The 21,404-nt window shown below is 52.0% G+C and carries 21 protein-coding genes and 2 tRNA genes; 2 read left to right on the top strand and 21 right to left on the bottom strand.

The window, feature by feature from the left end:
- Positions 1 to 21: 21 nt before the first annotated feature.
- Genes RHOLA_RS05275 through leuC form a run of 6 tightly spaced genes read right to left on the bottom strand, consistent with a single transcriptional unit; the run spans position 22 to position 6,255 of the window.
- Positions 22 to 1,107 (bottom strand): D-alanine--D-alanine ligase family protein, encoded by a 1,086-nt coding sequence (locus tag RHOLA_RS05275; RefSeq protein ID WP_038502915.1) that lies wholly within the window; start codon positions 1,105 to 1,107, stop codon positions 22 to 24.
- Positions 1,108 to 1,110: 3 nt separating this feature from the next.
- Positions 1,111 to 2,115: an NAD(P)H-dependent glycerol-3-phosphate dehydrogenase gene (locus tag RHOLA_RS05280; protein WP_265101185.1), complete on the bottom strand. Its 1,005-nt coding sequence runs from the start codon at positions 2,113 to 2,115 to the stop codon at positions 1,111 to 1,113.
- 1 nt (position 2,116) lies between these two features.
- Entirely contained in the window at positions 2,117 to 2,899 is a 783-nt protein-coding gene (locus RHOLA_RS05285) for a lysophospholipid acyltransferase family protein (protein WP_084321433.1), read from the bottom strand.
- A 4-nt stretch (positions 2,900 to 2,903) separates the two neighbouring features.
- Complete coding sequence (murA, locus tag RHOLA_RS05290) at positions 2,904 to 4,217, bottom strand: UDP-N-acetylglucosamine 1-carboxyvinyltransferase (protein ID WP_038502919.1); 1,314 nt, start codon at positions 4,215 to 4,217, stop codon at positions 2,904 to 2,906.
- 2 nt (positions 4,218 to 4,219) lie between these two features.
- Positions 4,220 to 4,819 (bottom strand): 3-isopropylmalate dehydratase small subunit, encoded by a 600-nt coding sequence (gene leuD, locus RHOLA_RS05295; protein ID WP_038502922.1) that lies wholly within the window; start codon positions 4,817 to 4,819, stop codon positions 4,220 to 4,222.
- Positions 4,819 to 6,255 carry a 3-isopropylmalate dehydratase large subunit gene (leuC, locus tag RHOLA_RS05300; protein ID WP_038502926.1) on the bottom strand — a complete coding sequence of 479 codons (1,437 nt, stop codon included), beginning with the start codon at positions 6,253 to 6,255 and terminating at the stop codon, positions 4,819 to 4,821. The genes leuD and leuC overlap by 1 nt, the downstream gene beginning before the upstream one ends.
- Before the next feature lie 50 nt (positions 6,256 to 6,305).
- Here leuC and RHOLA_RS05305 point away from each other — a divergent pair, with 50 nt between their 5' ends.
- A complete protein-coding gene (locus tag RHOLA_RS05305) occupies positions 6,306 to 7,553 on the top strand; it encodes an MFS transporter (RefSeq protein WP_038502929.1) in 1,248 nt (415 codons plus the stop codon).
- A 42-nt stretch (positions 7,554 to 7,595) separates the two neighbouring features.
- Here RHOLA_RS05305 and RHOLA_RS05310 read toward each other — a convergent pair.
- The 3 genes from RHOLA_RS05310 to RHOLA_RS05320 form a co-directional block, all read right to left on the bottom strand.
- Positions 7,596 to 7,668 (bottom strand) — tRNA-Glu (locus tag RHOLA_RS05310).
- Positions 7,669 to 7,686: 18 nt separating this feature from the next.
- Positions 7,687 to 8,601: a diacylglycerol/lipid kinase family protein gene (locus tag RHOLA_RS05315; RefSeq protein WP_158384509.1), complete on the bottom strand. Its 915-nt coding sequence runs from the start codon at positions 8,599 to 8,601 to the stop codon at positions 7,687 to 7,689.
- A gap of 9 nt (positions 8,602 to 8,610) precedes the next feature.
- A complete protein-coding gene (locus tag RHOLA_RS05320) occupies positions 8,611 to 9,588 on the bottom strand; it encodes an HAD-IC family P-type ATPase (RefSeq protein WP_051636312.1) in 978 nt (325 codons plus the stop codon).
- A 40-nt stretch (positions 9,589 to 9,628) separates the two neighbouring features.
- Here RHOLA_RS05320 and RHOLA_RS05325 point away from each other — a divergent pair, with 40 nt between their 5' ends.
- Positions 9,629 to 10,264 (top strand): MBL fold metallo-hydrolase, encoded by a 636-nt coding sequence (locus tag RHOLA_RS05325; protein ID WP_038502934.1) that lies wholly within the window; start codon positions 9,629 to 9,631, stop codon positions 10,262 to 10,264.
- A 2-nt stretch (positions 10,265 to 10,266) separates the two neighbouring features.
- On the opposite strand, the gene RHOLA_RS05330 is transcribed toward RHOLA_RS05325, so the two are convergent.
- The 12 genes from RHOLA_RS05330 to RHOLA_RS05385 all read right to left on the bottom strand — a co-directional run bounded on the left by RHOLA_RS05330 (position 10,267) and on the right by RHOLA_RS05385 (position 21,402).
- Entirely contained in the window at positions 10,267 to 10,647 is a 381-nt protein-coding gene (locus RHOLA_RS05330) for a hypothetical protein (RefSeq protein WP_038502937.1), read from the bottom strand.
- 61 nt (positions 10,648 to 10,708) lie between these two features.
- A tRNA-Gln gene (locus RHOLA_RS05335) sits at positions 10,709 to 10,780 on the bottom strand.
- 35 nt (positions 10,781 to 10,815) lie between these two features.
- Positions 10,816 to 12,336: a glutamate--tRNA ligase gene (gene gltX, locus RHOLA_RS05340; protein ID WP_038502940.1), complete on the bottom strand. Its 1,521-nt coding sequence runs from the start codon at positions 12,334 to 12,336 to the stop codon at positions 10,816 to 10,818.
- A gap of 25 nt (positions 12,337 to 12,361) precedes the next feature.
- Positions 12,362 to 13,117, bottom strand: coding sequence for a fumarylacetoacetate hydrolase family protein (locus tag RHOLA_RS05345; RefSeq protein ID WP_038502942.1), 756 nt, complete (start codon positions 13,115 to 13,117; stop codon positions 12,362 to 12,364).
- A gap of 26 nt (positions 13,118 to 13,143) precedes the next feature.
- A complete protein-coding gene (locus RHOLA_RS05350) occupies positions 13,144 to 14,238 on the bottom strand; it encodes a branched-chain amino acid aminotransferase (protein WP_038502944.1) in 1,095 nt (364 codons plus the stop codon).
- 23 nt (positions 14,239 to 14,261) lie between these two features.
- Complete coding sequence (locus tag RHOLA_RS05355; protein ID WP_038502947.1) at positions 14,262 to 15,299, bottom strand: 3-isopropylmalate dehydrogenase; 1,038 nt, start codon at positions 15,297 to 15,299, stop codon at positions 14,262 to 14,264.
- Positions 15,300 to 15,358: 59 nt separating this feature from the next.
- Positions 15,359 to 15,985, bottom strand: a complete 627-nt coding sequence (locus RHOLA_RS05360) for a class I SAM-dependent methyltransferase (RefSeq protein ID WP_051636313.1) — start codon at positions 15,983 to 15,985, stop codon at positions 15,359 to 15,361.
- 35 nt (positions 15,986 to 16,020) lie between these two features.
- Positions 16,021 to 16,326, bottom strand: coding sequence for a rhodanese-like domain-containing protein (locus RHOLA_RS05365; RefSeq protein WP_227818770.1), 306 nt, complete (start codon positions 16,324 to 16,326; stop codon positions 16,021 to 16,023).
- Positions 16,319 to 17,908, bottom strand: a complete 1,590-nt coding sequence (serA, locus tag RHOLA_RS05370; protein WP_038502952.1) for a phosphoglycerate dehydrogenase — start codon at positions 17,906 to 17,908, stop codon at positions 16,319 to 16,321. The genes RHOLA_RS05365 and serA overlap by 8 nt, the downstream gene beginning before the upstream one ends.
- Positions 17,909 to 18,058: 150 nt before the next feature.
- Positions 18,059 to 19,084, bottom strand: coding sequence for a ketol-acid reductoisomerase (gene ilvC / locus RHOLA_RS05375; RefSeq protein ID WP_038502955.1), 1,026 nt, complete (start codon positions 19,082 to 19,084; stop codon positions 18,059 to 18,061).
- A 54-nt stretch (positions 19,085 to 19,138) separates the two neighbouring features.
- Positions 19,139 to 19,645: an acetolactate synthase small subunit gene (gene ilvN / locus RHOLA_RS05380; RefSeq protein WP_038502958.1), complete on the bottom strand. Its 507-nt coding sequence runs from the start codon at positions 19,643 to 19,645 to the stop codon at positions 19,139 to 19,141.
- A 2-nt stretch (positions 19,646 to 19,647) separates the two neighbouring features.
- Positions 19,648 to 21,402, bottom strand: coding sequence for an acetolactate synthase large subunit (locus RHOLA_RS05385; protein WP_038502961.1), 1,755 nt, complete (start codon positions 21,400 to 21,402; stop codon positions 19,648 to 19,650).
- Positions 21,403 to 21,404 lie beyond the last annotated feature (2 nt).

Below are 21,404 nucleotides of genomic sequence, written 5' to 3' on the forward strand. Positions count from 1 at the left end.
ATTGCGAATTTTTGGCTGGATTTACTTCAGCAGCGCCAATTGAATTAGTTCGTCAATCAAGTCTGGATAAGAAATGCCAGATGCCTGCCAGAGCGATGGAAACATTGATAACGGGGTAAAACCAGGCATGGTGTTTATCTCGTTGATTAGGAAACCATTTTTGGTGAGAAAGAAATCGGCTCTGGCTAGACCTTCGCAACCAAGTGCGTCAAATGCTCGCGCCGCCAAACTTTGCATTTCTTGTAATTCGGCTGCGGTGATATCTGCCGGAATCACTAGCTGCACCGAATCTTCATCTTGATACTTGGCATCAAAATCGTAAAAGTCACGACCGGTGACAATAATCTCGCCGGCAACAGAAACCCTGGGTGCGTCGGACCCGCGGCCCTGCAAAACAGCAACCTCAACCTCGCGGCCCTCGATGCCGCGCTCAACCACGAGCTTGTCGTCTTCTTTGAACGCAGTTTCTACAGCGGCAGCAAAGTCGTTCATGCTCCTAACCTTGCTGACCCCTTTGGAAGAACCAGCGCGAGCAGGTTTAACAAAAAGCGGCAGTCCACCAAGCAGTTGCACTTTCTCAAGGGCAGATTCTGGATCGTTCATCCAGTCCTGCAGCCTAATTACTACGTGCGGCGTAGCCGGAACTCCCGCGGCTACAAAGGCATCTTTAGAAAGCTCCTTGTCCATGCCGCGCTCGCTGGCCAGCACCCCGTTGCCAACATAGGCAACACCAACGGCCTCAAGTTCACGCTGAAGAGTTCCGTCTTCACCGTAGGGGCCATGCAAAACCGGAAAGACAACGTCAATCACGCCAAGTGATGTACGCGCTCCCTGATGGTCAATGGCAAAAAGCTCGCGCGAGCCATCGGTGGCAAAAGATACCTTACTGCCATTAGGTTCAACACTCACCAAGTTGCCTTTGCGCAGAGCCCACTTTGCTGCGTCATCTTCACCAATCTGCCAGTCGCCAGATTTGGTAATTGCTACCGGAATCAGATTATATTTTTGACGATCGATTGCACCCATGACGCCAGCAGCGGTGGCACAAGAAATTTCATGCTCCGATGATGGGCCGCCAAATAGCAGCGCAATGTTCAACTTGGTCATTTACTATTCGCCGATTGGGCCGTCTGCACCGTGGGTCAGGTGCGGTGCGATGTCGCGCGGATTCATTTTTCCGTCCAGCACTAACTGAACCTGCTCAACAATAGGCATGGAAATACCTTTTGTTTTGGCCAACTGCAAAATCGGCGCCACCGATGAAAGTCCTTCGGCGGTTTGAGCCATGCGGCGTTGAACCTCGCGCAGGGTGTATCCCTTGCCAAGCATTTCTCCGGCCTTGTGGTTTCGCGAAAGCGATGATTCGGATGTTGCAATCAAGTCGCCCAGACCAGCCAGACCAACCATGGTTTTTTCTTTGGCGCCATAGGCAACGGCAAATCTGGTGACCTCGGCTAGTCCGCGGGTCATGATTGACGCCTTGGTGTTCTGTCCGTAACCCACACCGTTCACGATTCCAATCGCGACCGCAATCAGGTTTTTTAGGATTCCGCCGAACTCGGTTCCAATTACGTCCTTGTTGGTAAAAGTTGTGAAGTACTCGTTGCTTGCGGCTTCGGCAACAGCGGTGCGAGTTTCTTCGCTGACGCTAGAGGCAACCGATGCGGTTGGTTCCTCGGCGGCAATTTCAAGGGAAAGGTTAGGGCCCGAGACCACGCAAATTCGGCTTGGGTCCACTCCGGCTACTTTTTCAATTACTTCGCTCATGCGCAGTCCGGTGTCTTTTTCAACACCCTTCATCAGACTCACCACGATTGCGTCTTTAGGAAGCAGGCTGCCCCATTCCTCAAGGTTGTCGCGTAGTGATTGCGACGGCACCGATAGGTAAACCTGAGTTGCGCCAGACAAAACCTCGGCAACGTCTGTGGATGCCGCCAGAGTTTTGGGTAATGCAATTCCTGGCAGGTAGTCACCGTTGCGGTTATCGGTGTTGATCTCGTCAGCAATATCGTCGCGGCGAGCCCAGAGCATTACCTGGTTGGCCGGATTATCGGCAAGCACCTTGGCAAAGGTTGTGCCCCAACTTCCGGCACCCATCACTGCAATTTTGGCCACGCTATTTTCTCGCCTTCTTGAAGTTGCCGCTGGTTGTTTGACCGGCTTTGGCTGGATCCCACAATTCAAGTGGAGCCTTCTCACCGCGAAGCTCCTCAACGAGCTGGGTAATAGTTTGCATCACAAGTTTGGTGGCATCGTTTAATTGATCCGGGTTGAGCTGTCGCTTTCGATAGTCACTCAGATCGATTTCATCGCCGACCAAAATTCGCACCGGCTTCCAAAAACCTGGGCGAAATTTACTGCCGTACTGGGGCAGCACCTTTTCGCTGCCCCACTGCCCCACTGGATAAACTGGCACACCGGTTTCCAGGGCCAAACGAATCGCTCCGGACTTGCCACGCATTGGCCAGAGGTCTGGGCTGCGGGTCAGAGTGCCCTCTGGAAAAATCGCGATCGAGTGACCTGCTTTTAGATAAGCATGCGCGGCTTTTAGCGGGGTGTCGTTTCGGTGACCTGAACGGTAAACCGGAATTTGCCCGGCCGCACGCAGAATGCCACCGATGCCCGGAATTCGGAACAAGCTTTCCTTGGCCAGAAAGTGTGGTGCTCGTTTAAGTTGAACGTAAACGAAGTAGGCCACGGCTAATGCATCCAGATTGGTGACGTGATTAGAAACCAAAATGTATGAGCCGTGTTTGGGAAGCTTCTCTATGCCCTTTGGTTCAACTTTGAAAAGCAGTCGAACGATTGGAATCAAAATAGAAGCCACAAGCGCAAGTACAAAGTGACGCTCCGAAGAATTTATCTTCGGCATCGGTAATTCTTTTTTTGGCTTGGCCATGAAATTACTCGCTGTAGGTGAAGTCAGCGCCGAGGTCAGTAAGTTTTTGCAAGAAGTGCTCGTAGCCGCGAGAAATAAGCTGCACGTTGGTCACATTTGAAGTGCCCTTGGCGGCTAATGCGGCAACCATGTGGCTGAATCCGCCGCGAAGGTCAGGCACTCGAATGTCGGCCGCGTGCAGCGGGGTGGGGCCAGAGATAACGGCTGAGTGGTTAAAGTTGCGCTGTCCAAAGCGGCACGCGGTGCCACCCAGACATTCACGATAAATCTGAATCTGCGCCCCCATTTGCACCAGCGCATCGGTGAAGCCAAAACGGTTTTCGTAAACCGTCTCGTGAATGATTGATAGCCCCTTGGCTTGAGTCAAGGCCACTACAAGTGGCTGCTGCCAGTCGGTCATGAAGCCAGGGTGCACATCTGTCTCAAGCACCACCGGCTTTAAGTCTCCGCCGGGGTGGAAGAATCGGATGCCATCGTCTTCAATTTCAAAAGCACCGCCGACCTTGCGATAAACGTTTAGGAAAGTTGTCATTTCTTGCTGACGGGCACCGCCAACAAAAATATCTCCGTTGGTAGCCAGCGCAGCGCAGGCCCAAGAAGCTGCCTCGTTGCGATCGAAGAGCGCTCTGTGGTTATAACCAGAAAGCTCCTTGACGCCCTCGATGCGAATCACGCGATCGGTGTCTACAGAAATAATCGCGCCCATCTTTTGCAAGATTGCGATTAGGTCCATGATTTCTGGCTCGATTGCTGCGCCAGAAAGCTCAGTGAGCCCCTCTGCGCGCGTTGCCGTCAGCAAAACCTGCTCAGTGGCACCAACCGATGGATAAGGCAGGGAAATCTTTGCGCCCTTCAAACCCTTTGGTGCAGAAAGTCGGGTTCCGTTTTCGAGTTCTTCGATGACCGCACCAAAGTTTCGCAGAACTTCAAAGTGGTAATCAATCGGACGATCACCAATATGACAACCACCAAGACCTGGAATGAAAGCCTCGCCCAGTCTGTGCAGTAGCGGGCCACAGAAAAGAATTGGAATGCGTGAGGATCCCGCGTGAGCGTCGATATCAATCATTCGAGCCGAAGCAACATTGCTTGGATCAAGTGACATGACGCCGTCTTCGGTGTGCTCAATTTTTACACCGTGAAGCTGAAGTAAACGAGAAACAATTTCTACATCACTGATGAATGGGGTGTCCTTGAGAACACTTGGGCCATCGCCAAGTAGAGCTGCCACCATTGCCTTGGTGACGAGGTTTTTTGCACCCTTTAAATCAACGCGGCCTTTTAACGGCTTACCACCGGTAACTGTTATTTGACTCATGGTTAGCTCCTAGCCGGTAAGGTCTTGGGGCGCCAGGCTTCTCGCTTTGCTTCAAAATCAGTGATGGCCTGCTCGTCGCGCAGGGTTAGACCAATGTCATCAAGACCCTCGAGCAAACGCCACTTGGTGTACTCATCGATGTCAAAATGAACGACTAGTTCGCCGATTGAGGCAGTTTGCTCAATCAGATTGACCGTGATTGACGAGCCTGGGTTTGCTTCGATTGCCTGCCAAAGTTTTTCGGTATCGGCCTCGGTGATTTCGCCGGCGACTAGACCCTGTTTACCCGAGTTACCTCGGAAAATGTCAGCGAATTTGCTTGAGAAAACTGCCTTGAAGCCATAGTCACGCAATGCCCAAACCGCATGCTCGCGAGATGAACCGGTACCAAAATCAGGACCGGCAACCAGCACCTGGCCATTTTTATAGGGCTCTTGATTCAATACAAACTCAGGGTCGCTGCGCCATGCCGAGAACAATGCATCGTCAAAACCAGTCTTGGTAATTCGCTTTAGGTAGACGGCAGGGATGATTTGATCGGTGTCTACGTTTGAACGACGCAGCGGTACTGCCACCCCGGTAAAAACTTCAAACTTTTCCATTAGTTGGCTGCCCCTTCAGAATCTGCTTCCAAATCAGCCGGAGAAGAAAGCGTTCCGCGAATCGCGGTTGCAGCCGCCACCAACGGTGACACCAGGTGCGTGCGAGCGCCTTTACCCTGACGACCTTCAAAGTTTCGGTTAGAAGTTGAAGCAGCACGCTCACCCGGTGCCAATTGGTCTGGGTTCATGCCCAAGCACATTGAGCAACCGGCAAACCGCCACTCTGCACCAAAGTCTTTAAAAATTTTGTCGAGTCCCTCGGCCTCGGCCTGCAGGCGAACGCGAGCGGAGCCCGGAACCACCATAAAGCGAACGCCATCTGCCTTTTTCTTACCTTCGATAATCGCCGCGGCGGCACGCAGGTCTTCAATTCGCGAGTTCGTGCAAGAACCAAGGAATACGGTATTGACGGCAATGTCCTTCATCTTGGTGCCGGGCTTTAAGTCCATGTATTCCAGCGCGCGCAACGCGGCGGCTTTTTCATTTGGATCAGAAATGTCTTCTGGGTTTGGAACCGCATCCAGCAGACTGACACCCTGCCCTGGGTTTGTGCCCCAAGTTACGAACGGATCCAAGGTGTTCGCGTCCAAGAAAACTTCTGCGTCAAACTTTGCATCTTTATCGGTTGGCAAAGTTTTCCAATATGCAACAGCCGCATCCCAGTCGGCACCCTGAGGGGCATGCGGACGACCTTTTAGATACTCAAAGGTTGTTTCATCTGGGGCAACCATGCCCGCACGAGCACCAGCCTCGATGGACATGTTGCAAATTGTCATTCGCGCTTCCATCGACAGCGCGCGAATTGCCGAACCGCGATATTCAAGGACGTATCCCTGACCGCCACCGGTTCCAATTTTGGCAATCACGGCAAGAATGATGTCTTTAGCTGTGACACCCGGACGCAGAGTTCCCTCAACGTTGATGGCCATGGTCTTGAACTTTTTTAGTGGCAGCGTCTGGGTGGCAAGAACGTGCTCAACCTCGCTGGTACCAATACCCATGGCCAGCGCACCAAATGCACCGTGTGTAGAAGTGTGCGAGTCGCCACAAACTACGGTGATGCCCGGCATGGTTAGACCAAGCTGCGGCCCAACAACGTGCACGATTCCCTGATCTACATCGCCCAGAGAGTGAATTCGGATTCCAAATTCCTTGGCGTTGCTGCGGAGCGCCTCAATTTGAGTGCGGCTGGTGGGATCGGCAATTGGCTTATCAATGTCCCAGGTTGGGGTGTTGTGGTCCTCTGTGGCAATAGTTAGATCTGGGCGACGAACCTGTCGTCCGGCCAGGCGAAGTCCGTCGAAAGCCTGTGGGCTGGTTACCTCGTGGACCAGGTGAAGATCAATGTAGAGCAGGTCAGGGGTGCCATTTTCACCCTCGGCGACCAAATGGTCGTTCCATACCTTCTCAGCCAGAGTCAGCGGCTTAGCTGTCATTAACACACCTCAAAATGATCGAAATCCAAGTTTACCTTTAGGCTGGCGAGGTGGACGAAAAAGAAGTCAATATTCTGCAGCGCAGAACGGTAAGAGTGCTTACCGGCGGGCAAATACTGGGTGGATTCGCTCTAGGCTCCACCCTTTCAATTGGATCACTTTTAGCAGCCTCTCTGTCTGGCAGCCCGGCCTGGGCCGGATCTGCAGCAACTTTCAGCACCCTGGGCGCCGCCACCTGGGCCATTCCACTGGCCCGCCTAGCCAACTCTCACGGGCGCAAGGTTTCCTTGGCCGCCGGCGCAGCACTGGCCATTTTCGGTGCAATTTTTGTAATTACCGCAGCTGCCATTGGATTCTTTCCACTCTTACTGCTGGCACTATTTATGCTTGGCGGCGGTTCAGCCGCAGGGTTGCAGGCACGATTCGCCGCCGTGGATCTAGATTCCGCCAGCTCGCGTTCCACCGGTCGCGACCTAGCAACCGTGGTCTGGGCAACAACTATCGGTGCTGTGATTGGACCTAATCTTTTTGGACCCGGAGAGTTTGTTGGCCGATTGCTTGGCCTACCTCAAATGACCGGCCCATTTTTATTCACCATCGTGGCGCAGTTTTCAGCCGCTGCAGTTTTTTGGTTTGGCCTGCGACCGGACCCGCTGCTGGTGGCAAAGGATTTGAACAAAGCCAAGGGAGGGCTAAAGCCAAAGGTTTCGATTCAAACCGCCTTTGCGACCCTGCGCGCTTATCCAACCGCGGCATTTGCGGTGGTTTCAATTGCGCTGAGCCACATGGTGATGGTTGCCGTGATGTCGATGACTCCGCTGCACATGCATCACCTGGGCTACGACCTGGTGGTGGTTGGTTTCACAATTAGTTTGCACATCGCCGGCATGTACGCATTTTCACCGATATTTGGTTGGCTGAGTGACCGGTTCGGAAAAATTCGCATCGTGCTGCTTGGTCAACTCATCTACGTCGCTGCACTGGCAACAGCCGGGTTCGGTCAAGACGATCGAACCTTGGTCACCCTTGGTTTATTTTTGCTTGGATTGGGCTGGTCTGCATCGACGGTGTCGTCTTCGGCGCTGCTTGCAAAAACGCTGCCAGCCGAAGAAAAAACGAATGTGCAGGGGCTGAGCGACACGTCGATGAACCTGGCCGGCGCGCTTGGTGGGGCAGTTTCTGGATCGATTCTGGCGAGCGTTGCGTTTTTGGGGCTGAACGCAGCGGCTTTTATTCCGGTGAGCCTGATTCTGATATTTAGCGGCGTGGTCCGATTGAGGTCCAATCAGCAGAGTTAAATAAAACTCCCTCCCGAGACTTGTCATCGAGAGGGAGATTCGTGATCCCAACGGGATTTGAACCCGTGCTGCCGCCGTGAGAGGGCGGTGTCCTAGGCCGCTAAACGATGGGACCGTTAGAGCAACCTGTCTATTATGCCACCGATGACTGGCGGGCGCTAGTTGCGTAAACCCTAAGCGCGCCCGGTGCAATCTTTGCAGTTATCGGTGCGAAACCTACTGGCTCGCCATCAGAATAGGCAGGCATCTTGATGTTTGAACTTAATTGAACTTCAGTAGCCGAAATGAACTCCACAGCCGGGTGGGTCACGTGATCGCCGGTGTAGACCCTTGGAAATACCTTGAGCAATTCAAATCTGGAAATCTTGTTGACGATAAAGATATCCAGTTTTCCATCATCGATCTTTGAATGGGGAGCAATTTTCATGCCGCCACCAAAAAATGGTGAGTTGCCAACCGAACAAAGCATCGCTTGAAATTCTTTTTCTTCCCCGTCAATGACCGCTTTGTAGTGAATCGGCTTAAATGAGGCCAACTCGGCAATCATGGCCCACCTGTAGCGACTGGGACCCTTTTGCCATTTCCAAATGTTCGCGCGCTGGTTTACCAAAGCCACAAAATCCACCGATAAGCTGCCGAAATACCAGAACTCACCGATTGAGCTAGATGCTCTTACCAGATCTACGTTTCGCGGTTGCCGCAAATTATTTATGATTACCCGAACGCCAGCAACAGCATCGCCAATCGGCAGACCTAGAGCGCGAGCAGCATCATTGCCGGTTCCAGCCGCAACTATTCCAAGTGGAATCTGAGCCTCAGCACATAGGTTCACGCAAAGATGGGCCATGCCATCGCCGCCAACCACCACCAGACCATCGATTAGATTGTCAGCGACTGCATCACGAGCTCTGGCTTCGCTGTCTTGCATAGAGCTGCCGGTAAGGTCAAGCACTTCGCTCTCACGCTGCAATTCGGAAATTACCTTTTCGCCCTCTAATCGACCAGCGCCATTGCCGGCTGCCGGATTGATGATTACGCCAAGTCGCAACAATGGTGACTACTTTGGGCTAAATAGAACTACTAAGGCACCAATAACGGTGACTGCAGCAACAAAGATTGAAATTACCTTTCGAGTGTTTGCGGATTTAGCTTTTTTAGAAAGAAAGATTATGCCAAGCACATCTTCCATACTTGAACCCCTTAGGTGAAGTCCGGCAGCCTTGGAAGATGTGTTGCCATCCGAATCAATTGCTATTCCTATCTGCGCCTCGGCCATTGCCAAAGCGTCTTGATCCACGCGACCAACAAAAGCCACCTTGGAACCATCTGACTTTAGTTTTCGCACCACGTCCGATTTGCGGCTAGGAATAATTTCGGCAAATACCTCGGCGATATTGAGTTGTTCAGCAACGTGCTGCGCGACACCTGTGGCATCACCGGTAACCATGGCCACTCGAATTTTTTGTTCGTGAAACTTATTCACCAGCGCTGCTGCGTCTGGGAACACCGTTTCGCCCAGCTCGATCATGCCGAGTAGTTGAGCATCACGCACGACATAAATCACGGTGTGACCAAGTTGATTAGCAGAGTCTGAACGAACTAGATCATCAACATAAATTGGAATGTTTTTTGCGGTGAGCAAGGCCGGCCCGCCAACAAATACAGCTTCAGCATCGATAATTCCAGCAACACCTTGACCTGGAATTGCGCGAACATCAACCGCGCTTGGCAGCTCCAAGTTTTGCCGTTTGGCCTCATCAACTATCGAGGTAGCGATTGGGTGATCCGCCGATGACTCAATTGCCGCAGCGATTGACAGCAGCTCGTTTTGACTCGACAGTGGCGAGCCATACGCAAGTCGGGACTTTATCACCCGGCGAATTGGGGCGGTTAAGGTTCCAGCTTTATTGAACAAAACAACTTCAACATCAGCTGCCAACTCAAACTGAGCGGGGTCGCTAATCACCAAGCCCATTTCTGCGGCCCGGGCACGGGTTCGTGACCCGATTTTTGGTTGTGTTTGTTCGTTCCCCACATCAAAATCTTAAGGCACAAACCTAGGGCAGAATGAGGTTATGCAAATCACCAAGTACGAGCACGCGTGCCTAGTTTTGGAGAAACAAGGTCAGCGCGTCGTTATTGACCCCGGTTTTTACACCCGGCCCATGTCTGATTTGCAGGGAGTTCAGGCAATCGTGATTACGCACATGCACGATGATCACTGCTACGAAGAGCAATTGGATCGGATTCTTAACAATAACCCAACTGCCAAAATTTACGGCACAGACGAAGTTTGCCAGCGGCTGAGTAGTTACCAGACCATAGCCGTACACCACGGTGATTTTTACACCGATGGAAACTTCACCCTTGAGTTCTTTGGAGACATTCACGCCGAAATTCACCGATCGATTCCACTGATTCAAAACTGCGGTGTGCTGGTTGATTCGGAGCTTTATTACCCCGGGGATAGTTTTACGACACCAGATCAACCAATTAAAGTGCTGGCCTGCCCCACTTCTGCCCCGTGGCTTAAAATCAGTGAAGTTATGGACTTCGTTGCTGCGGTCAAACCAAGACGTTGCTTTGCTACTCACAATGCCCACCTGAGTGATGTGGGTCACGACCTTAATAATGGCCGAGTAAAACAGGTGGTCGAAGCCCACGGCGGCAGTTTTGAATTTCTAAAACCGGGCGACACTGCGACCATTTAGCCTTAGCCAAGCGCCACGATGACAGCGCAAACCAAACTCAAGATGAGCACCGGAACCCAAAGGTTCCGCTCTTTCTTGCTGCGTGAAATTGAGTTCATCAAAAGCCCCAATCCAAAGAAGCCAACCAGCGCCCAATTAACTATTGCATTCAAGTTGCTGGGCAGCAGCGCCTGCAGGGTTCCGGTCTGGGCTAGGTAGTGCCCGGCAATTCCAAGGTTAATCAACAGGCTGATTGTGGTTGCAAATCTGAGTTTCATCGACAATCGGCCGATATTCTGACCGCCCAGGGTGTACTCGCCCATGGGTGCTCCAAGAGCTAGCGCTAACTGGAATAAAACCACACAGATTTGCACTGCGAAGATTATGTAGGCGGCGGCAATCATGGCTGAATTCTCCTGTTAAGCAGAAAAACAGCCGAAGTTGTTTTCATTATTTGTTTCAAAGCTGGGGTACCTGGACTCGAACCAAGAACAAAGGTACCAGAAACCTCCGTGTTGCCAATTACACCATACCCCAAGGTACTGCCGAGCCCGAGGGCTCGATTTACCATCTTAGCCGGGCTGGACGGTGCGAGCAAACGCCTCTAGGCGAGCGATTGTTTCTGACTTACCCAAGATTTCCATCGACTCAAATAGCGGTGGCGAAATGCGACGCCCTGAAATGCCGGTGCGTAACGGACCAAACGCAAACCTAGGCTTTAATCCCATCACTTCAATAAGTGCGTGGTTCAGTGCACTCTGAACTGGATCTGTTTTGAACTCGGCTTCGCCAATTTCATTCAGTGCAGCAATTGCCGCAGCCAAAACTTCTGCCACATTCTCAGGCATGCCATCTAACGCATCAGCCTCAATGGTGATTTGATCGGCTGTCTTGAACAAGAAGCTAAGTAGGTCTGGTGCTTCGCTAAGCACAACCAGACGTTCCTGAATAAGAGGAGCAGCGGCATCAAGAATTTTTTGTTCGTCAGCAGAGAGTGTTGCACCTACTACCCCAGCGCTCTGCAGATAAGGCAACAATCTGGCCTTGAAGTCTTCATCGGTTAGCAGGCGAATGTGCGCCGCATTAATTGCGTCGGCTTTCTTCTGATCAAAGCGAGCTGGGTTTGGGTTTACGTTTTTAACATCAAATGCAGCTGCAAGTTCATCCATGGTGAAGATGTCTTGATCTGCACTCAGACCCCACCCAAGAAGAGCAAGGTAATTCAACAAGCCCTCTGGAATGAATCCGCGATCGCGGTGGTGGAACAGGTTCGCCTGAGGATCGCGCTTAGATAGCTTTTTGTTACCCTCACCCATTACGTAAGGCAGGTGGCCAAACTGCGGAATGAATTTTGTAATTCCGGCTTCAAACATTGCATTGTAAAGAGCAATTTGGCGCGGAGTAGAAGACAGCAAGTCCTCACCACGTAGTACATGGGTGACACCCATCAGTGCGTCATCAACTGGGTTAACCAAGGTGTAGAGCGGCTGGCCATTAGGGCGGACCACGACAAAATCGGGGAATGATCCGGCGGGAAAGGTGATCTCGCCACGAACCAGATCGGTAAAGGTGATGTCTACATCAGGTACACGAAGTCGCAGGGCTGGGCTGCGGCCCTCGGCACGGTATGCAGCGCGCTGCTCTTCGGTCAGGTTGCGCTCAGAATTGTCATATCCCAACTGAACCGCGCGACCGGCAGCCTTATTGCGCTCGTCAATTTCTTCACCGGTTAGATAACTCTCGTAAATATGACCCGATGCCTTAAGCTTTTCAATCACCTCTAGGTAAATGTGCCCACGTTGGCTTTGACGGTAAGGCTCGGCCGGGCCACCAACATTCACTCCCTCATCCCAGTTCAAACCAAGCCAACTAAGCGCATCCAGAATCATTTCAAAGGACTCTTCGCTGTCGCGCTCGGCATCGGTGTCTTCAATTCTGAAAAGAAAAGTGCCTCCGGTGTGACGCGCGTATGCCCAATTAAATAGTGCGGTGCGAATCAATCCAACGTGCGGCGTACCGGTGGGTGAAGGGCAGAAACGAACCTTTACATCGGCTCCGGTGGCTGTGCTGAAAGGTGCAGTAATTGAAGACATAATCACCCCAGTCTAAAGGACCGGCCTAAAGAACAGGATTTAGCAGGGTGCCAATGCCTTCGACTTCACACTCCACAATTTGACCGGAAGAAATTTGCGAAATGCCTGCTGGGGTTCCAGTCAAGATAACGTCACCGGGTAACAGGGTCATGTTCTGACTCACATAAGAAATGATTTTTGGAACGTTGTGCAGCATGAGATCAATTGAAGCCTGCTGCTTGGTTTCACCGTCGATGCGGCTCTCAACAATTTGACCATCCGGCACGAACTCGGTTTCAATCCATGGTCCAAGCGGGCAGAAGGTATCAAAGCCCTTTGCCCTAGCCCACTGATCATCGGTTGCCTGCAGGTCGCGAGCGGTCACATCATTTGCGATTGTGAAACCCCAGACATGCTCCAGCGCATCTTTCTCAGTTACTCCGCGAGTAATTTGACCAATAACGATTGCTAATTCGGCCTCAAGCTCAACGCGTTCGCTTTGCACCGGCAACACGATTGAATCACCTGGCCCAATGATTGCCGAAGACGGCTTTAAAAAAATCGTTGGTTCGGGATTTATTTCGCGACCCATTTCGGCGACGTGATCCGCATAGTTCTTACCGATGCAAACGATTTTTGAAGGAATCGTTGGGGCCAACAGCTTCACATCTTTCAGCGGTACTCGTTCTCCGGTTGTGTCATAGCCCTGAACCAGCGGGTGGCCATTTAGAACCACAAGCTCTGGGCCATCAACGATGCCGAACTTGGGTTCGCCGTTCAAACTAAATCGCGCGATGCGCATCTGCTACCCCTGTCTAGTTCGCTGACTTAGTCGGCAAGCTTGTGCATCCAACCGTGACGGTCGGCTACCGTTCCGTACTGAATGCCAGTTAGTTCGGCGCGCAGGCTTGAAGTAAGTTCACCCGGTTTGGCATCGGCAAATCCAATGGTTCCCTCACGGGATTTGAACTCGCCTATCGGTGTGATTACAGCAGCGGTGCCGCAGGCAAACACCTCTACGATTTCGCCTGCGGTAATTCCAGACTTCACTTCATCGAGTGTGATTTTTCGTTCTTCAATCTTTAAGCCGCGGTCTTTGATCAACTGCACCACCGAGTCACGAGTGATGCCGCGAAGAATTGTTCCGTCAAGAGAAGGTGTGGCAACGTGTCCGTCTTTGTAAACAAAGAACAGATTCATGCCGCCGAGCTCTTCAATGTAGGTTGAGGTTTCGGCATCCAGGAACATTACCTGAGAGCATCCGTTTTCGTAGCCTTCGTTTTGTGCCAAGAGTGAAGCGGCGTAGTTTCCACCGGTCTTGGCCTCACCAGTGCCGTGCTTTCCAGCGCGAGCCGAATCAAGAGCGATCCAAATTGAAACCGGCTTTAGACCACCGGTGAAGTAAGGACCAACGGGAGACGCGATTACGCGGAATTCGGCGCGGTGTGCGGCACGAACACCTAGGAAGTTTTCAGCCGCAATCTCAAAGGGCCTAATGTATAGCGTCTTCTCATCAACCGGCTCGGGAACCCAAGCACCGTCTACTGCAATGAGCTGACGAAGCGATTCGATGAAGATCTCAGTTGGTAGCTCAGGCAGAGCCATTCTATGCGCTGACTTCTGCAGGCGCTTGGCATTAGCTTCTGGCCGGAAGGTCCAAATTGATCCGTCTTGGTGACGGTAAGCCTTGATACCTTCGAAAATTTCTTGGCCGTAGTGCAGTACTGCAGCAGATGGATCCATCAAGATCGGCCCGTAAGGGATTACCTGAGCCGAGTGCCAGCCCTTATCTTTTTCCCACACAACAACGACTTGGTGGTCGGTCAGGTTGGCTCCGAAAACGGGCGCCTTAATAATCTCTTCGCGCTCCGCATCCGGCTTTGGATTTGGGTTGCGAGTTACTTCAAATTTTAGATCGGCCATGATCTGCTACTTTCTTGAATCTTTTAGAGAAGAGCGAAAATGCTTTCGGCAACTTCTTGTGTTGAACGCTTCTTGTTTCCACGAGTGGCTAGATCAGCTGCTACTGCGTTTTCGATACGTGCTGCCGCCACCGGGTTGTTTAGGTGCTGCAACAACAACGCTGCCGAAAGAATCGCCGCAGTTGGGTCTGCGATATTCTTTCCAGCGATATCAGGAGCTGAACCATGTACCGGTTCAAACATGCTTGGGAACGCGCCATCTGGGTTGATGTTTCCCGATGCGCCAAGCCCAATTCCACCACCGATTGCGGCGGCAAGGTCTGTGATGATGTCACCAAACAAATTGTCGGTGACGATTACGTCAAATCTTTCCGGATTGGTAACCATAAAAATAGTTGCCGCATCGATGTGTAGATAGTCGTGCTTGATCGCCGGGAATTCCTCGGCGACTCGATTGACGGTGTTCTGCCATAACCAGCCGGCGTGAACCATTACGTTGTGCTTGTGCACCAGGGTTAGTTTTTTACGCTCACGGTTTGAAGCTAATTCGAATGCGTAGCGAACCAAGCGCTCGACACCAAAGGCCGTGTTAACCGAAACCTCGTTTGCCACCTCGTTTGGGGTACCAACTCGTATCGCACCGCCGTTGCCTACATAAGGACCCTCGGTTCCCTCGCGAACAACGACAAAATCAACTTCGCCTGGATCTGCAAGTGGGCTTACCACTCCCGGGTACAACTTAGTTGGACGCAGATTTACGTAGTGGTCAAAACTGAAACGAAGCTTCAGCAACAATTGACGCTCTAGAACGCCTGATGGAACCTTTGGGTCACCGATAGCACCAAGCAAAATCGCATCGTGTTGTTTGAGCGATTCCAAATCGGTGTCTGTCAGGGTCTCACCCGTGGCAAGGTAGCGGCGAGCACCTAAATCAAACTCTGTGGTTTTGAATTCAACACCCGAACCAGAAGTAACGCGGCGGATTGACTCAAGGGCGATAGCGGTGACTTCTGGCCCAATGCCGTCGCCACCGATAACTGCAATCTTGTATTCACGCGTCAATTTAAGCTCCCTGTGCCCTTATTGCCCCCGAGTTTACCTCGTTTCAATGGGCTTTATTGCTAACGCAGCTTCGCCAAGAGGACCAGTGTGGTCGAAGGCTTCAGGCCATCCTTGGTTTGAACCTGACCATCGCGATTACCTAGAAATTCGATGTCCAGCGGGTACTGCGCTAAAAATTCACGCAGCTCGCTAGCGGTTGGCAAAACCGCAGGATCCTGCGGTCCACCAAAACCAGTCTCTAAATTTTCACGCGCGTGCCAGACACCCATCAGGTATCCCCCACGCCTGATATTTTCGATCAGATTGTCGAGTGCATCAAAGAGATCGGGTTGTGGAATCTGCAGATAGGCACAAACACCGATGTCCACCGGCATCAATACCGATTCGAAACCGGTGGCGTCTGCTCGGTTGGCAAAACAAAGTTCGGCTACTCTGCGCTCCTCGGCAAAAGCCAAGAATTTCGAAAGCGCCTTGCCCGAGAAATCAATGTTTTCAGCCTGCCAACCCTGCTCTGCGAACCAGACAGAATTGCGACCCTCGCCCCCGGCCAGGTCAATTACTTTTCCAGACTTGCCAATTTTTTCAATTATTGGCTGGCAATATTCCTTGACGAAACGATTTGCGTCTTTGGTGTAGATGAAATTATCAACGTCGTACTTGGCGTCCCAGTATGACGAGTCAATCATTTTCTTATCGCCTGGTTAGAAATTAGCGAGATGAGTTACTTAACGATGGCTGCGCCGGTGGTCTCGGCAGCTTCATCAAGAGTTCCACCATTAATTAGTTCACCGGTGAAGCCAAGTTCAGCCATGATTACCACGGCCTGACCCGAACGGTTTCCTGAACGGCAGTGCACAATGTAGTCGGCGGTCTTGTCTAGTTCCACTACCTTGTCGCGAAAGTCATCTGCCATGAAGTCCACGAATAGAGCACCCTCTAGGTGCCCTTCGGCAACTTCAGCTGGTGTGCGTACATCAAGAATGAGAGCCATGATTTTTTCCTTTTTCTGATTTTGGGGGTTAGCCAATGATGTCGATTGCTTTCATGACGTCAGCCTGGATAGCCACGCGCACTTCTTCAAGTACAGCCGCATCAACCGGTGAATCAACGGTGATAACTGAAAGCGCTTTGCCACCCTTTTGCTGGCGGGCAATTTGCATGGCAGCGATGTTGATGTTTGCATCGGCAAATGCCTTGCCGTACACCGCAACAATGCCCGGGCGGTCTGAGTAAACCATGAGCACGAGGTGCTCGGCCAGGCCAAGCTCTACGTCGTAGCCGTTGATGTTGACAATTTTCTGGTGCAGCTTTGGACCAATCACGGTTCCTGAAACGGAGGCGCTGGTTCCGTCGGCAAGAGTTGCCTTGATGGTCGTGACGTTGCGGTACTCATCTGACTTGGCATCAACGGTGAGCTTGACATCAATTCCGCGCTGCTCGGCCATCAGCGGCGCGTTCACATAAGAAACCTGCTCGGTAACTGCGTTCTGGAAGAAGCCTTTTAGTCCGGCAAGCTTCAACACCGATACATCGTGCGCTGCGATCTCGCCGCGAACTTCTACCTCAATTGCAGAAACTGAACCACCGGAGATTCCGAATAGAACTTGACCTAACTTTTCGATTAGCGAAATGCCGGGTTTCACCGAGGCGTCGATGTTTCCGCCGGCAACGTTCACCGCATCAGGAACCAGGTCTCCGGCGAGCGCAAGGCGAACCGACTTGGCAACTGAGATGCCGGCTTTCTCCTGGGCTTCATCGGTTGATGCACCTAGGTGTGGAGTCACAAGAATGTTTGGAAGGCTAAGCAGCGGCGAACCCTTTGGTGGCTCGTTGACGAATACGTCTAGGCCAGCTCCGGCAATCTGGTTGGTGCTAAGTGCTTGGTAAAGAGCATCTTCGTCGATGATGCCACCGCGTGAACAGTTGACGATTCTAAGATTTGGCTTGGCAATTTTAAATTGAGCAGCACCGATAAGTCCGGTGGTCTCAGGAGTCTTAGGAATGTGGATGGTGATGAAGTCCGACTGCTTCATCACTTCTTCAAGGCTGGCAAGCTTTACACCCATCTGCTCTGCGCGCGCAGGGGTGATGTAAGGGTCATAACCAATTAGCTCTACGCCAAAACCGGCAAGGCGTGCGGCAACCAAACCACCGATTCGACCAAGACCTACGATTCCAACGGTCTTTTCATAAAGTTCGGCACCGGTGAACTGAGAACGCTTCCATTCGTCACGCTTCAATGAAGCATTCGCGTCAGGAATGTGACGGGCCAGGCCAAGCATTTGAGCGATGGCCAGCTCGGCAGCAGAAACCACGTTTGAGGTTGGCGCGTTTACGACCATCACACCGGCGGTGGTAGCAGCCTTAATGTCTACGTTGTCTAGGCCAACACCCGCGCGGGCTACGACCTTAAGCTTGGGTGCTGCCGCAATTGCTTCGGCATCTACCTGAGTTGCCGAACGAACCAAGATCGCATCTGCGTTGGCCAGGGCCTTGAGCAGGGCCGGGCGATCGGTGCCGTCTACGTTTACAACGTCAAAGTCAGGACCAAGAGCCTCAACGGTTGCTGGCGATAGCTCTTCGGCAATTAGAACAACAGGCTTAGTCAATGGGAAGTCCTTGATTAGTGGAAATTATGCCCGCGGCAACGGCGACGAGGTACTGGCTCAATTCTAGCCAAAAGAAAAGGCACCCCCGCTCGAGCTTGGCTCGTGGCTGGGGTGCCCTTCCGCAGAATACCTAGGCTGGGTGCCTCTCGTCTAGCGAGCGGCAACACCTTCCTGGTAGTCGTCTGAGTTCTTGATCCATGAGAACAGCTTGCGCAGGGTGCGGCCTACTGCCTCGATTGGGTGAGCCTCGCCCTTGGCGCGAAGCGCTAGGAACTCTGGGGCGCCAGCGTCCTGGTCGGCAACGAAACGCTTTGCAAAGGTTCCGTCTTGGATGTCAGTTAGAACATCGCGCATACGCTCCTTAACCTCTGGACCAATTACGCGTGGACCTGAGATGTAGTCACCGTACTCAGCGGTGTCTGAAACTGACCAGCGCTGCTTTGCGATTCCACCCTCGTACATTAGGTCAACGATTAGCTTCAGCTCGTGCAGAACCTCAAAGTAAGCAACCTCTGGCTGGTAACCAGCCTCGATCAGAGTTTCGAAACCATATTGAACCAACTGTGATGCACCACCACAAAGAACCGCCTGCTCACCAAATAGGTCAGTCTCAGTTTCTTCGGCGAAAGTGGTCTTGATGGTGCCAGCGCGGGTTCCACCAATCGCCTTTGAGTATGAAAGTCCAAGTTCAAAGGCTGAACCGGTTGCGTTCTGGTGAACCGCAATTAGGTTTGGCACTCCGCGACCGTTCTCGTACTCGCGGCGAACCAAGTGGCCTGGGCCCTTTGGTGCAACTAGAAATACGTCAACACCCTCAGGGGCTGTGATGTATCCAAAACGAATTGAAAAACCGTGACCAAAGACAAGTGCCTTACCAGCAGTTAGGTTTGGCTCGATGTCCTGGTTGTAAAGGTCGCGCTGACGTGGGTCCGGTGCTAGCACCACGATCACGTCTGCCCAAGCTGATGCTTCAGCCGGGGTAAGTACCTTTAGGCCAGCAGCTTCTGCCTTTGCCTTTGACTTTGAGGTTGCAGGAAGACCAACAACTACATCTACGCCTGAATCCTTCAGGTTTAGTGAGTGTGCGTGTCCCTGTGAACCATAGCCAAGTACTGCAACTTTGCGACCCTGAATGATCGAAAGGTCTGCATCCTTGTCGTAAAAGATTTCAGCCACTTTGTTTCTCCTTGTTTTCTTTTTGTTGAAGCTTGTTTAGATTTGTGAAGTTTTTTACTTTAGAACTTTTTCGGTGATTGACTTTGAGCCTCTGCCCATTGCAAGAACACCTGATTGAACCAATTCCTTGATGCCGAATGGTTCTAGAACCTTGATGAAGGCCGCGCATTTGGCAGTGTCGCCAGTGACCTCAATGATTAGTGCATCGCTCACAACGTCGATAACGCGTGCACGGAACAAGGTTACTGCCTCGAGCACCGCCGAGCGCGAAGCCGCATCGGTGCGCACCTTTATTAGCATGTGATCGCGCTGAACAGCCTGGTCGGCCTCTAGTTCAACAACCTTGATCACGTTGATTAGCTTGTTTAGCTGCTTGGTTACCTGCTCCAGCGGAGCGCCCTCAACACCAACAACAACGGTGATGCGAGAAAGACCAGAAACCTCTGTGGTACCCACGGCCAAAGATTCAATGTTGAAACCGCGGCGTGCAAATAGCGCGGCCACGCGAGTCAAGATACCTGGCTTGTCTTCAACCAAAAGTGAGAGTACGTGTCGTGACATCTTTACTCCTCCCCATCCCAGATCGGAGCCGCATCGCGTGCGTACTGAACTTCATCGTTTGACAGACCAGCTGCAACCATTGGCCAAACCATTGCATCGCGGCTGACAATAAAGTCAATTACTACCGGACGATCATTAGTCTCAAGTGCCAACTTAATCGCGGCGTCAATTTCTTCTTCTTTTTCAACGCGAATAGCCAAGCAACCGTAGGCATCGGCGAGTTTTACAAAGTCGGGAATCATGACTGTGTCGGTGCCGGTATTAAGGTCAGTGTTTGAATAACGCTCGTTGTAGAACAGGGTCTGCCACTGACGAACCATTCCAAGTGAAGAGTTGTTGATAATTGCAACCTTGATCGGAATATTGTTGATGGCGCAGGTGGCCAGCTCTTGGTTGGTCATCTGGAAACAACCATCGCCGTCAATCGCCCAAACCAAACGATCTGGCTGGGCCACTTTAGCCCCCATTGCGGCAGGAACCGAGTAACCCATCGTTCCGGCACCGCCAGAGTTTAGCCAGGCGTTTGGACGCTCGTACTTAATGAACTGTGCGCTCCACATTTGGTGCTGACCAACGCCTGCAGCATAGATTGCTTCAGGTCCGGAAAGCTCTCCGATTCGCTTAATCACGTACTGCGGTGAAAGTTTGCCATCGTCTGCGTGGGTGTAGCCAAGTGGGTAGCGCTCAACCAAACCATTGATGAAGCTCCACCATTCGGTTAGGTCTGGCTTAGCTGCTTTCAACGCCGATGGAAGTTCGGCATTTAGCTCGGTGATAACTTCTTTAGCGTCGCCCACGATTGGAACATCGGCGAATCGAATCTTTCCAATTTCAGCCGGATCGATATCCACGTGAATAACTTTTGCTCCCGGCGCAAAGCTCTTTACGTCACCGGTTACTCGGTCATCGAAACGCGCGCCAAGGGTAATAAGTAGATCCGCTTTCTGCAGTGCGGTAACCGCAGGAACGGTACCGTGCATGCCCGGCATACCAAGGTTTTGCTTGTGTGAATCTGGGAACGCACCACGGGCCATCAGTGTGGTTACCACTGGAGCGTTAATCAGTTCGGCAAGTTTCAAAAGTTCTTTGTGCGCACCAGCGCGAATAACTCCGCCGCCCACGTAGAGAACTGGCTTTTTAGATTCGGCAATCATTTGCGCCGCAGCTTGAATCTGCTTGCCATGTGGCTTAGTGACCGGCTTGTATCCGGCGAGGTCAACCTTGGGTGGCCAAACAAATTCTGCCTTGCCCTGCTGAGCGTCTTTGGTCACGTCAACTAGAACCGGACCAGGTCGTCCGGTGGTTGCAATCATTACCGCTGCGGCAATAGTTTCTGGAATATCCTCAGCCTTGGTTACCAAGAACGAGTGCTTGGTAATTGGCATGGTGATACCAACGATGTCGGCCTCTTGGAACGCATCGGTTCCGATTAGCTTTGAGCCAACCTGCCCGGTGATGGCAAGCAGAGGCACAGAGTCCATGTAGGCATCCGCGATAGCGGTTACCAAGTTGGTTGCCCCAGGGCCAGATGTTGCAATGCAAACACCAAGACGACCAGATGCGGACGCGTAACCTTCAGCAGCGTGACCGGCACCCTGCTCGTGACGCACCAAAATGTGACGAATCTTTTTTGAATCCATCAAAGGGTCGTAGGTCGGCAAAATTGCACCGCCCGGCAAACCAAAGACGTCCTCAATACCAAGCATCTCAAGGCTGCGAATAATCGCAGCCGCGCCGGTTAGAACTTCGTTAGTCATTT

The sequence above is a fragment of the Rhodoluna lacicola genome (assembly GCF_000699505.1).
GTDB lineage: Bacteria > Actinomycetota > Actinomycetes > Actinomycetales > Microbacteriaceae > Rhodoluna > Rhodoluna lacicola.